The organism is Streptomyces sp. CY-1 (assembly GCF_047218265.1).
Lineage (GTDB): Bacteria > Actinomycetota > Actinomycetes > Streptomycetales > Streptomycetaceae > Streptomyces > Streptomyces niphimycinicus.
The window spans coordinates 6,480,572-6,492,670 of record NZ_CP178393.1 but is presented as its reverse complement, the minus strand read 5'-3'; the positions used below and the strand labels follow the sequence as shown (position 1 = coordinate 6,492,670).

Annotated in this window: 10 protein-coding genes; 2 read left to right on the top strand and 8 right to left on the bottom strand. The window is 72.5% G+C overall.

What is annotated here, in order from left to right:
- Positions 1-55 precede the first annotated feature (55 nt).
- Positions 56-817, bottom strand: coding sequence for a phosphoglyceromutase (locus tag ACK1X7_RS28070; protein WP_385148032.1), 762 nt, complete (start codon positions 815-817; stop codon positions 56-58).
- Between the two features lie 175 nt (positions 818-992).
- On the opposite strand from ACK1X7_RS28070, the gene ACK1X7_RS28065 reads away from it, so the two are divergent.
- Complete coding sequence (locus ACK1X7_RS28065; protein WP_390793129.1) at positions 993-2,414, top strand: MDR family MFS transporter; 1,422 nt, start codon at positions 993-995, stop codon at positions 2,412-2,414.
- Between the two features lie 115 nt (positions 2,415-2,529).
- Here the strand turns inward: ACK1X7_RS28065 and ACK1X7_RS28060 are convergent, their stop codons facing one another.
- The 6 genes from ACK1X7_RS28060 to mshA form a co-directional block, all read right to left on the bottom strand.
- Complete coding sequence (locus ACK1X7_RS28060) at positions 2,530-4,599, bottom strand: M48 family metallopeptidase (protein ID WP_413115793.1); 2,070 nt, start codon at positions 4,597-4,599, stop codon at positions 2,530-2,532.
- A complete protein-coding gene (locus ACK1X7_RS28055; RefSeq protein WP_413115792.1) occupies positions 4,596-5,426 on the bottom strand; it encodes an RNA polymerase sigma factor in 831 nt (276 codons plus the stop codon). Before ACK1X7_RS28055 ends, ACK1X7_RS28060 begins: the two co-directional genes overlap by 4 nt.
- On the bottom strand, positions 5,419-5,658 hold the full coding sequence (locus tag ACK1X7_RS28050) for a hypothetical protein (RefSeq protein ID WP_361496424.1): 240 nt from the start codon (positions 5,656-5,658) through the stop codon (positions 5,419-5,421). The genes ACK1X7_RS28055 and ACK1X7_RS28050 overlap by 8 nt, the downstream gene beginning before the upstream one ends.
- Before the next feature lie 112 nt (positions 5,659-5,770).
- Positions 5,771-7,492 carry a glycoside hydrolase family 55 protein gene (locus ACK1X7_RS28045; RefSeq protein ID WP_413115791.1) on the bottom strand — a complete coding sequence of 574 codons (1,722 nt, stop codon included), beginning with the start codon at positions 7,490-7,492 and terminating at the stop codon, positions 5,771-5,773.
- Between the two features lie 175 nt (positions 7,493-7,667).
- Entirely contained in the window at positions 7,668-8,189 is a 522-nt protein-coding gene (locus ACK1X7_RS28040) for a YbjN domain-containing protein (RefSeq protein ID WP_398159498.1), read from the bottom strand.
- Positions 8,182-9,543: a D-inositol-3-phosphate glycosyltransferase gene (gene mshA, locus ACK1X7_RS28035; RefSeq protein WP_385148050.1), complete on the bottom strand. Its 1,362-nt coding sequence runs from the start codon at positions 9,541-9,543 to the stop codon at positions 8,182-8,184. Before mshA ends, ACK1X7_RS28040 begins: the two co-directional genes overlap by 8 nt.
- Before the next feature lie 141 nt (positions 9,544-9,684).
- On the opposite strand from mshA, the gene ACK1X7_RS28030 reads away from it, so the two are divergent.
- Positions 9,685-10,497 (top strand): class I SAM-dependent methyltransferase, encoded by an 813-nt coding sequence (locus ACK1X7_RS28030; RefSeq protein WP_385148053.1) that lies wholly within the window; start codon positions 9,685-9,687, stop codon positions 10,495-10,497.
- 39 nt (positions 10,498-10,536) lie between these two features.
- Here ACK1X7_RS28030 and ACK1X7_RS28025 read toward each other — a convergent pair whose 3' ends face one another.
- Positions 10,537-12,027: an APC family permease gene (locus ACK1X7_RS28025; RefSeq protein WP_413115790.1), complete on the bottom strand. Its 1,491-nt coding sequence runs from the start codon at positions 12,025-12,027 to the stop codon at positions 10,537-10,539.
- Positions 12,028-12,099: the final 72 nt, after the last annotated feature.

Sequence of the window (12,099 nt, the reverse complement as noted above, 5' to 3'; positions counted from 1 at the left end):
AAAAGCCCCCTGCTCGCGGCGGGCGGCTGCGGGCAGGGGGCTTGATCGCGTCGGGTTACTTCTTCTTGCCCTGGTTCTTTACCGCCTCGATGGCGGCCTTCGCGGCATCCGGGTCGAGGTAGGTGCCGCCCGGGTTGACGGGGCGGAAGTCGGTGTCCAGGTCGTAGGAGAGCGGGATGCCGGTGGGGATGTTGAGGCCGGCGATGTCGGCGTCGGAGATGCCGTCGAGGTGCTTGACCAGGGCGCGGAGGGAGTTGCCGTGGGCGGCGACCAGGACGGTGCGGCCGGTGAGGAGGTCCGGGACGATGCTGTCGTACCAGTACGGCAGCATGCGCTGGACGACGTCCTTGAGGCACTCGGTGCGGGGGCGCAGCTCCGGCGGGATGGTCGCGTAGCGCGGGTCGTCGCTCTGGGACCACTCGGCGCCGTCCTCGAGCGGGGGCGGCGGGGTGTCGTACGAGCGGCGCCACAGCATGAACTGCTCCTCGCCGAACTCGGCGAGGGTCTGGGCCTTGTCCTTGCCCTGTAGCGCGCCGTAGTGGCGCTCGTTGAGGCGCCAGGAGCGGCGGACCGGGATCCAGAGGCGGTCGGCGGCCTCGAGGGCGAGCTGGGCGGTGCGGATGGCGCGCTTCTGGAGGGACGTGTGGACCACGTCGGGGAGCAGGCCGGCGTCCTTCAGCAGCTCACCGCCGCGGACGGCCTCCTTCTCGCCCTTCTCGTTCAGATTGACGTCCACCCAGCCGGTGAACAGGTTCTTCGCGTTCCACTCGCTCTCGCCATGGCGGAGGAGGATCAGCTTGTACGGTGCGTCGGCCATGCTGCCGAGCCTACTGGACCGGTCCGAGGGGGTCGGTTGACGGACCCCATCAATTGACTGGCGGTGCGGGGGCGGCATCGGTAAGTTGCGGCTGCTGGTTGTGCCACTTACAGATGCCACTTACAGATGCCACTTACAGATGCGGCTTGGGTCGCGCACAGGGGAGAGTCGTCCGGTGTCCGTCGCTCGACTGAAACAGGCCGCGAAGGAGAGCGTCTCGGGGTTGCCCCGGGAGTTCTGGTGGCTGTGGACCTCCACGCTGGTCAACCGGCTGGGCGGCTTCGTGGCCACCTTTCTCGCCATGTACCTGACCGTGGACCGAGGCTATTCGCCGATGTTCGCCGGGCTGGTCGGGGCGCTGCACGGGCTGGGCGGGGCGGTGTCGGCGGTGGTCTCCGGGGTGCTGACCGACCGGCTGGGGCGGCGGCCCACGCTGCTGGTCTCGCAGGTGTCGACGGCGGTCACGGTCGCCGTGCTGGGCTTCGTCCAGGATCCGGTCGCCATCGCCGTCGTGACCTGTCTGGTGGGGATGACCAGCAACGCGTCGCGGCCCGCGGTGCAGGCGATGATCGCCGACATCGTCCGTCCCGAGGACCGGGTGCGGGCCTTCGCGCTCAACTACTGGGCCATCAACCTCGGCTTCGCCGTCTCCGCGGCGGCGGCCGGGCTGATCGCGAGCCATGGCTATCTCACGCTCTTCGTGGGCGACGCCGGGATGACGCTGCTGTGCGCGGTCATTGTCTTCGCCAAGGTGCCGGAGTCCCGTCCGGAGCGGGGTGTCGCCCCCACCGGGGGTGCGGGTGTGGCAGTGGAGGAGCCGGAAGTCGGACTGGGCTCGGTGCTGCGGGACCGGCGGTTCATGGCCGTGGTCGGGCTGTCCTATCTGGTCGCGACCCTCATCCAGCAGGCGTTCGTGGCGCTGCCCGTGGCGATGGGGGCGGAGGGGCTGTCCAGCACGGACTACGGCATCGCGATCGCGACCAACGGCGCGCTGATCGTGGCCGTACAGATCCCGGTGACGCGGTTCCTCGAACATCGCGATCCGGCGCCGCTGCTGATGGTCTCCGCGCTGCTGACCGGAGGGGGCTTCGGGCTGACCGCCTTCGCCGGGTCGGTCGGGATGTACACGGTGGCCGTGACCGTCTGGACGCTCGGCGAGATCATCAACTCCCCCACGCAGATGGGGCTCGTGGCCCGGCTCTCCCCGACCCATGCGCGCGGCCGCTACCAGGGGATGTACAGCCTGTCGTGGTCCCTCGCCTCGCTCACCGCGCCGCTGGTGGGTGGCGCGGTCATGGACCGCTTCGGGGCGGACGCGCTGTGGGCGAGCAGCGCCGTGGTGGGGCTCGTGGCGGCCGGGGGGTACGCGGCGCTGGGGCGTGCGATGCGGAGTCGGCCCGAGGCCGGCGGATCTGGGGGCGAGGGTTCTGGGAGCGGGGTGGGTGCCGGTGCGGGTGCCGAGGTGGGCGCGGCCGCTGAGGGTGAGGTCAGTGCCGGAGGTGGGGCGGGTCCGGTCGGTGTGGCTGCCGGTGGCGGGGCGGCCGGGGCCTCCGATGGCGAGGCGCGCGGCGTCGGCGCGGGGCCAGTGGCGGGATAGGGACTGCGTGACGTGCCGGGGCACGCGGTCGGTGCGGGAGCTGGCACCCCCTCCCCTGGGGCCGCGAGCCCGGCCTGATCCAAACGACGGACCCTAGGCGCTCGGCCCGCCGCGCTTACGGCGCGGACCTGGGGATGACGGGCTCGATGTGGATGGGCGGGGGCAGTGGGGGCTGGTAGGTCGGGACCGTCGGCCGGTCCGGGAAAGTGGGGCGCTGGTAGGTCGGGTACGGAGCGGGGTCCGTACCGGTGCCGCCACCCGGCTGGTAGCGGTCGTTCCACCGGGTCACCGGGATCCGGGGGTAGCTCGGCTCGTCCTTGTTGGCCCACAGCGCGAACGTCAGCCCCGTCATCCCCACCAGCACGGTGAGCGCCACCACCCCCACGCCGATGATGCGCCGGCGCGCGGGGCCGGTGACCTCGGGCGCGATGCTGATCCGCCGCGCCTTCTCCCCTGGCACCGGCCCGGCCGGGCCGGGCAGGGGTGCGCGCTCGTCCACGCCCAGGGCGGCCAGGTGCAGCCCGAGCCGCTGGGTCTGGCCGGGCAGCCGTACGGCGGTGTCGGCCCAGGTGCGGATGGTTTCGGGGGCGATGCCGTCGGGCGGTACGAGGATGCTGGGGCCGGTCCAGTTCATGGCCCAGTACGCGGTCCCCCGCGCGACCAGTTGCGCTCCGATCAGCACGGCCAGGGCGTCGGCCAGGGCGCTGAGCGGATCGTCGCGTTCGGCCTGCTCGGGGTGGGGCGTCCGCTCACCGTGCGACAGACGGGAGTCCAGGCGGGAGTTGAGGGCACGGGCGAGGGGCATACGGCGGCCGCTGTCCAGCAGCCGCAGCACCCGTTGGATCGTGAGCGCCGCGTCCGGCTGGGCGACGGGTCCCGCTTCCGGCCCCGCGAACCGCTCTGCTTCCGGCCCCCCGATCGGCTCCGTTTCCGGCGCCGTGACCGGCCCCGCCCTCAGGCGTCCCACCCCCTCGGCCGCCTCGACCCCGCGCACCGCCTCGGCCAGCGGGGTCAGGATGCGCGTCGCGCGGTACTCGGCCAGTTCGGTGAGCCAGTCCCGCCACGGCACCCGCTTCCCCGCGTCCGGGCCGGACAGCATCACGCGGCCCAGCGCGACCGCGTATCGCGGCTGTAGGAGGAGAGGGTGCGGGGAGAGGGGGTCCGGGAAAGGGGGTTCGGCGCCGGGCTCCGGGGCGGGCAGGCGCGCCAGCCGTTCCAGGCGGGTGGCCAGCGCCGGATGCGCGTCGTCGGGGTCGGCGGGCCGCTCTACGGCGCGGGCGCGTAACGCCGCCAGCGGCTCCCGTACTTCGGGCGCCTCGACCATATGGGCGAAGGCGCGGAACGGATCGTCGGGGATCCGGCCCGTCGCCCGGCGCATCGGGGCGAGGAAGTCCGCGAGGAACTCCTGCCACGCCGCCTCCAGCGCCGCCGTCGAGCGCAGCGCGTCGGCCATGGCGCCCGGACCGGCCACCCGGGCGGCCTCACGATCGGCCTCCAGCTCCTGCCGTCGCCGGACCGGGCGGGTGAGCCAGCGGAAGACGCGGGTGTAGAGGCCGAGCAGCAGCATGGGCCAGCCCGCGTACAGCCGCACCAGGTGATTGGCCGCCGACGCCTCCTGGATCGCCTGCCGGGCGGCGACCAGCCCCGCCGCGCCCCGGTGGGCGACCGCGCCGAAGCGGCTGTGGCGACGGGAGAAGTGACCCAGCTCATGGGCGAGGACGGCGCGCAGTTCGGCGGGCGGCAGACAGGCCAGCAGGGGCATTCCGAGGTAGAGGACGCGTTGGCCGGGGGCGAGCCCGAGGAGTGGTGCGTCCTCGGTGACGGAGGCGTTGACCTCGGCGGTCAGCCGGATACGGGCGGGCGGCCGGGTGCCGACGGCGAGCGCCAGCTCCTCGACCGTGCGCCATAACTCCGGCGCCCCGCGCCGGGTCACCGGCACCGCGTCCTCGCGTGATACGGCGGGGCGTGCGGTGCGGATCACCGCCCACACCATGCCGAAGACGATCGGGGCGAACGCCGCGCAGGCGGTGACGACGCTCATGGGCGGCGTCTGGACCCCCGGCTCTCCGGCGGCCCATAAGGCCGCCACGAGGAAGGCGCACCAGAGCAGCACCATGGCCGCGACCAGGGCGTAGAAGACGGCGAGCAGGGCGAGGGCGAGGAGGGCGCGGGCGGCGGCGATCATCGGCCCTCCCGGCTGCGGTCGTGGGCGCCGTGCCGGAAGCCGTTCCGGGCATCAGGCCGCAAGCCGTGCCGGGCGTCAGGCCGCAAGCCATCCCGCGCCTCAGGCCGCAAACCATCCCGCGACTCAGGCCGGAAGCCGTCCCGCGCCTCAGGCCGCAAACCATCCCGCGACTCAGGCCGGAAGCCGTCCCGCGCCTCAGGCCGAAAGCCGTCCGACAGCCACTCCGCCGCCCCGTACAGCGCCGCCGTCAGCGGGTCCTCCGGCGTGCGGGTCAGCAGGCGCTCGGTCGGGCGGCCGAGCTCCGGGGAGACGTCCAGCATCAGGCTCAGCCGGGCGCGGGCCTTGTTGAGGTTGCTGCCGACGCTGCCGACCGAGATCCCCAGTTCGGCGGAGATCGCCCGGTAGCTCATGCCCTCGAGCGAATGCATGACGACCACCTGACGCTGGCGCGGCGGCAGCGTGCCGAGGGCGCGCAGCGCGGCCAGTGCCTCGGCGGTCTCCTCCACGGTGGCGGTCGTGGCGGCCGGGACGGTCGTCCCGGCCATCTCGACCGGCTTCCAGCGGAACCACCAGCGCCGCCCGTCCTTCGAGAGCTTGCGCCGCATGGTGGTGGTGACCCATGCCTCGGGCGAGGCGTACGTCCTGACCTCGGGCCAGCGGCGCATCGCCTCGATATACGCCTCCTGCACGGCGTCCTCGGCGTTCTGCCGGTTGCCGCTGAGCATCACCGCGCGGGCGGCCAGCCAGGGGTAGGTGCGGGCGTAGAAGGCGTCGAACTCCTCCTCGAACTCGCCGCCGCGCGCGGTCTCCTCGACGGTGTCACTCACCCCGATCGCCCCCGTCCCGCTCCTCCGGGCGCCGCCTTATGGTCAGCGCCGCGCCGTCGGGGCGGCGGTCGGTGAGCACCGTGCCCGGTGCCGTTCTGCTCACCAACTCGGCCAGCGTGCGCGCCCGGAGCCGTTCGCCCGAGCGCGCCGCCAGCCAGCGGATGACGTCCCCCATCAGCCGTAGCACCCCCACTGTCACGACCGTTGCCACCGTGAGCCACGGATTGTCCATGAGCACCGTTGTGTCTCCTCTTCATGGTTCCCGGCCGGAGCCGGTTCACCATGTAGAGGCGTCATGGACCGTATTTCTTCACCGCGTTTCGCACCGTGTTTTCCGGGGGATGTCAGCCGATCGCGCGCTGCGCCTCGTACAGATTGCGGGGGTGGACGGCCTCAGGGTGGCCATAGGACTCGATACGGGAGTGAAGCGGGCCGGTGAAGTCCGGGACGTCGATCTGGCCGAACTGGCGGACCTCGCTGATCCCGACCGTCGCGCTGTACGGCGCGATGTCGTCGATCTTGACGCACCCGGCCCGCTGATTGCTCACCGTGACGTTCCAGTGGGTGAACCGCGCACCGTAGAGCGGGCCCGCGCTCGCGTCGCCGCCGTGCGCCCCCGTGTTGTCCACGGTGATCTCCGTACGGACGTTGGCGAAGGGCATTCCGCGGTGGGTGTCGAAGGTGCCCATCTCCATCCGGCCGCGCGACCAGACGTTGTAGCTGGACAGCCCCTCCACGTTGATGCCGTGCAGTGACGTCCCCGCCGGGGCCGGGACGGTGCGCTGGGCCAGCACGAAGTCCTCCACGAGGTTGTCGTGCGAGCCCTCGCGGCAGCAGTAGGGATGATGGCTGCCGCGCCCCGTCACCCGGGTGCGGCGCAGGGTGCACGCCTTGGCGGCGACGAGCAGGAAGCCGTTGTCGACGTTGTTGACGGTCACGTCGTCCACCCAGCAGTCCCACGCGCACTGGAGCGCGACGCCGTTGTACCCCTTGTCCAGCAGATGCTGCGACTGCGGGGTCTCGACGACGTCGAGGGTGATGCCCTCGACCCCGGAGCCGGTGACCGGGCGTACGAGCGTGGTGAACCGGGGCTTCCAGGCGGGCCGGGCGTCCAGCGGCAGCGGACGGTCGAGGGTCACCCGGCGGCGCCACCGGTCGACGGAGACGACGCGGCACGGCCATTCGTAGGGGACGTACGAGGTGAGCTTGGTCTTGTCGGCCCAGGCGTAGTCCGCGGCGCCCTCGGCATCACCGGCCATATGCCGCAGAAGGGAGTGGGTGTCGTCGTCGGCGAGCTGGAACAGCACGCGGTCGCCGCGGCGCAGGGCGGACGGGTCCTCGACGGTCACCGTCCAGTCCCCGCGGCGGGCGGGGGCGGCGAGCTCGGTAAGGGTGTGCCACTCGTCGCGCTCATTGCCCGTCCAGCCCTCGAACGGCCACGCCTGGGCCCGGATCGCGTCGGTCAGGGAGCGCCGGCGGGCGTCCGGGCAGATCCAGATGAGGCCGCCGGCCCAGGACCAGGACGACTTGTTCCCGCCGTAGCGGCTGCCGTACGGGCCGATCAGCTCGGTGAGGCTGCGGGTCGCGTGGAGGGTGGTGCGGCCGCTGCCCGCGCCGCGCAGCACGACGTTGTCGTAGCCGAGCCGGATGACATCGTCCACGCGGTACGTGCCGGGCGGCACCAGGACCGTGCCGCCGCCGCGCCGCCCGGCCGCGGCGATGGCGCGGTTGATCGCGGGGGCGGCGTCCGTGGAGCCGTCGGGCCGGGCGCCGTAGTCGCGGACGTCGGCGACGACGGGCAGGCGGGGGAAGTGCTTACGCCCACCGAGGAATCCGGCGCGGCCGACGTACGGAATCTGCGGGTGGGTGTACGGCCGGGCGCGGAACTCACGCCAGAGGGGGGACGTGGGCGCCCCGCCCGAGGCGCCCGGTCCGGCGGCGGTAGGTGATGCGGCCGCCGCGTCCGTGGCGGTCAGGAACGGGGTGCCCGTCCCCAGGAACGTGGCGCCCGCCGCCATGCCCATCGCGCCGCCGAGCAGCCGTCGTCTGTTGATCTCCGTGCCCATGAACCAGCCCCGCCTTCCATGGATGTGAACGCAGTTCAGGTGAGAGACGGCGTGAGAATGCCATGGGGCAGGGACGCACGGAAGGGGTCGCGTCAGGATGGACGTACGTCAAGCGAGTGAGGGGCACCCGTCGGGCCTACAAGGAACGGGCCTCAGGCCCCATCCCCACCAACGTTCACTTCGCCGCATCCCGGGTCAGATTGCTGAACGCCTCAAGATTGCGAGTGGATTCGCCGCGCGCCGTGCGCCAGGCGTACTCCTTGCGGATGGCGGTCGCGAACCCCATCTCCAGCAGGGTGTTGAAGCTGCCGTCCGCGTTCTCCAGCACCGTGCCGAGCAGCCGGTCCACTTCCTCCGGGATGATCGCGGCGAGCGGCAGCTTGCCCACCAGATAGATGTCGCCGAGCCGGTCGATCGCGTAACTCACCCCGTAGAGCCGGGTGTTGCGCTCCAGCAGCCAGCGGTGGACGGCCTCGTGGTTCTCGTCGGGATGGCGGACGACGAAGGCGTTGACCGAGAGGGAGTGCCGGCCGACCCGCAGCGAGCAGGTGGTCGACAGCTTGCGGGTGCCCGGGAGCGTGACGACGTACGTGCCGTCCTCCGGGCTCTCCCACTCCAGTTCGGCGTCGTTCAGCGTCCGCTCGATGACGGCCCGGGGGTCGGTCTCGGAAGCGGTGTCAGCCTTGGGGTCAGCCATGGGCCGATCGTAGGCGACGCCGCTCACGCATCGCCTCCGCGTAGACGTCCGCCGTCGCCGCGGCGGCCGTGTCCCATCCGAAGGACTCCGCGTGCCGGGCCGCCGCCGCGCCCATCCGCTCCGCCCTCCCCGGCTCGCTCGCGAAGGGGCGCAGGGCGCGGGCGTAGTCGGCGGGGTCGTGGCCCTGGATCAGCGTGCCGCTGACCCCATCCCGTACGGCCACCGGCAGACCGCCCACCGAGGCCGCCACGACCGGGGTACCGCATGCCTGGGCCTCGATGGCCACCAGCCCGAACGATTCGCTGTACGAGGGCATGACCAGCACGGACGCCGCCCGGTACCAGTCCGCCAGCTCGTCCTGGGTACACGGCGGCCGGAACCGGACCACATCGCAGATGCCCAGCCGCGCCGCCAGCTTGTGCAGCCCCTCGGGCTTGGCCAGACCGCTGCCGCTGGGGCCGCCCACCACGGGTACGACCATGCGCTCGCGCAGCGAGGGGTCCTCCTCCAGGAGGTGGGCGACCGCGTGCAGCAGGATGTCGGGGGCCTTGAGCGGCTGTATGCGCCCGGCGAAGAGGGGTATGAGCGCGTCGGCCGGGAGCCCCAGCCGGGCGCGGGCGGCGGCCCGGCCGTCGGCGGGGCGGAAGCGGTCGAGGTTCACCCCGGGGTGGACGACCGCGACCAGCTCGCGCGCCGCCTCGTAGTGGTGGACCAGCTCGTCGGCCTCCCCGCCGGTGTTGGCGATCAGCCGGTCGGCGGCGCGGACGATCTGCTGCTCGCCGATCACGCGTGCCGCGGGCTCGGGGGTGTCGCCCGCCGCCAGCGCGGCGTTCTTGACCTTGGCCATGGTGTGCATGGCGTGCACCAGCGGCACTCCCCAGCGCTCGGCGGCCAGCCAGCCGACATGGCCGGAGAGCCAGTAGTGGGAGTGGACGAGATCGTAATGGCCCGGCCGGTGCCCGGCCCACGCCCGCATGACCCCGTGGGTGAACGCGCAGAGCTGGGCCGGCAGCTCCTCCTTCGCCAGCCCCTCGTAGGGCCCGGCGTCCACATGCCGTACGAGCACACCGGGGGCGAGCTCGACGGATGGGGGCAGCGCGGCGGTGGTGGCCCGGGTGAAGATCTCCACCTCGATGTCGATGGCGGCCAGGCGCTTGGCCAGCTCGACGATGTAGACGTTCATCCCACCGGCGTCGCCGGTGCCGGGCTGATGCAGCGGCGAGGTGTGCACACTGAGCATCGCGATCCGCCGCGGCCGCCGTGGAATGCGGCGAAGCCGCTGGTGAGGCGGGGCGCCGAACGGTATAGGGGACCGGCCTCGCAGACCGCCGAGCCGGGACGCGTGCTGGCTCACCGAGCGTTACCTCCTTGACGGGGCGGGCTCCTCCTCGGGCGTTAACACCGGAACCCATGGTTCCCATTTCCGCTTTGCCAAAGCGTGACGTTCCGGCACCCGTCGGCCACGCCCCGTCCGCCCCCGCATAGGCTCTGCGCCATGCCCGCCCGCGTTCCCCCGCCGTCCCGTCCGATCGGTTCGGCGACCCGCGGGACGACCAATCCCAATCGGCTGCGCCGCATGGACCGGTGGATCGCGGCGGCGCACGGGGCCGCGCTGCGGCGGGCCGGGGAGGCGCCGGTGGCGGTGGATCTGGGGTACGGGGCGGCCCCGTGGACCGCCGTCGAGCTGCTGGACCGGCTACGGACCGTACGGGCCGGGGCGCGCGTCGTGGGGGTCGAGATCGACCCGGGACGGGTGGCCGCCGCGCGGCCGTACGAGCGCGAGGGGCTCACCTTCGCCCATGGCGGCTTCGAGGTGCCGCTGCCCGGCGGGGCCCGCCCGGCGCTCATCCGGGCGGCCAATGTGCTGCGGCAGTACGAGGAGGGCGAGGTCGCCGCCGTGTGGCGGCGGCTGTGCGCCCGGCTGGCGCCCGGCGGGCTGCTGGTGGAGGGCACCTGCGACGAGATCGGGCGACGGCATGTGTGGGTCGCGCTCGACGCGGCGGGCCCGCGCACGGTGACCTTCGCGGCCCGCCTCGGCTCCCTGGAACGCCCCTCCGACCTGGCCGAACGGCTCCCCAAGGCGCTGATCCACCGCAATGTGCCGGGCGAGTCGGTGCACACCTTCCTGCGCGACTTCGACCGCGCCTGGGCGGCCGCCGCCCCGTACGCGCCGCTCAGCGCGCGTCAGCGCTGGATACGCAGCGCCCAGACGCTCCGCGCGCAGGGCTGGCCGCTGGCCGACGGCCCGCGGCGCTGGCGCCAGGGCGAGGTCACGGTGCGGTGGGAGGCACTGGCGCCCCGCGACTGACGGCTCCGCCCGGGGGCCGGGGGGCGTGCCCGTGCCGCCCTAGACGTCCCCCGTACTGCCCTGGGCCTTCGCCGCGCCCAGCGTGCCCGGGGTGCCCCCTTCCGCGTCGGGGTCGGCGCCCGCCGCGTACTCCTCGCTGATCTCCTTCGGCCCGAACGGCCACACCTTCTCCGCCCGCGCCCACAGCACGAACGCCACGCACCCCGCCGCGACCCAGGCCAGCGACCATTCGATGGGGTGCCGTCCGGGCGAGTTCTTGTCCGCGTAGCCGTAGATCACCACCCAGCCCACCAGCGCCACCGCGCTCGGCAGCGGATAGATCCACATCCGGTACGGCCGCCGCAGCCCCGGCTGGCGGCGGCGCAGCACCGTGACCGCGATGATCTGGGCCAGGGCCTGCACGATCACCATGACCGTGGTCAGCAACTGGATCAGCGTGGCCAGATCGGTGTGGCGGCCGATCAGGAAGCCGATCGCGGTGACGACACCCATCGTGGCCAGGCCCAGCACGGGGAAGCGATGGCGCGGGTGGAGCGTGCCGTACGGGCGGAAGAAGACCCGTTCGCGGGCGGCGTCGTACGGCACCCGGGAGCCGCCCAGCAGCCCGGCGAAGACCGACGCGAAGGCCGTGATCAGGATGAGCACGGTGACGACGTCGGCCGCGCCCTTCCCCCAGGTCTCCTCCAGCACCGCCGAGGCGACGGACTGGGAGGCCACCGAGCCGGGCTCGGTCATCTCGTGCCAGTCGACGACGCCGAGGGTGCCGATCTGTAGCAGCAGATAGATCCCCATGATTCCGGCGATCGAGGTGACGATCGCCCGCGGCAGGGTGCGGCCGGGGTCCTTGATCTCGGCGCCCATGTACGCGGCGGTGTTGTAGCCGAGGTAGTCGTAGATCCCGATGGTCAGGCCCGCGGCGAAGCCGGTCCAGAAGTGACCGCTGGTCAGCTCGAAGGCGTGGTCCGGATAGGTGAACGCCTGCCCCGCGTCGAAGTGGCTGAAGGCGGCGACGATGACCAGGACCACGGAAGCGATCATCACGCACCACATCACGGCCGTGATCCGGGCGATGTGCTCGACCCCCCGCCACAGCAGCCCGATGACCAGGACGATGACGCCGAGTCCGACCAGATCGCCCTGGGTCTGCGTCATATCGGGCCACAGATAGCCCAGATACTGCACCAGGCCGACCACGCCCGTGGACATGATCAGCGGGATGAACAGCATCGCCGTCCAGACGAACAGGAACGGCATCAGCTTGCCGCTGCGGTACTGGAACGCCTGGCGCAGATACACATAGCTGCCCCCGGCCCCCGGCAGCGAGGCGCCCAACTCGGCCCAGATCAGCCCGTCGGCGAGCGCGAGCACCGCGCCCGCGACAAAGCCGATGACGGCCTGTGGTCCGCCGAAGGCGGCGACCATGAGGGGGATGGTGACGAACGGGCCGATGCCGCACATCTGGCTCATGTTGATGGCTGTCGCCTGGAACAGGCCGATACGGCGGACGAATCCGCCCTCGGTGCCGGACATCCGGACCTCCATTGCCCTCGCGCCCCACCGTGGGAGGAGTTGAAAGTAAGGAAACTTTCCAGTCGCGTCAAG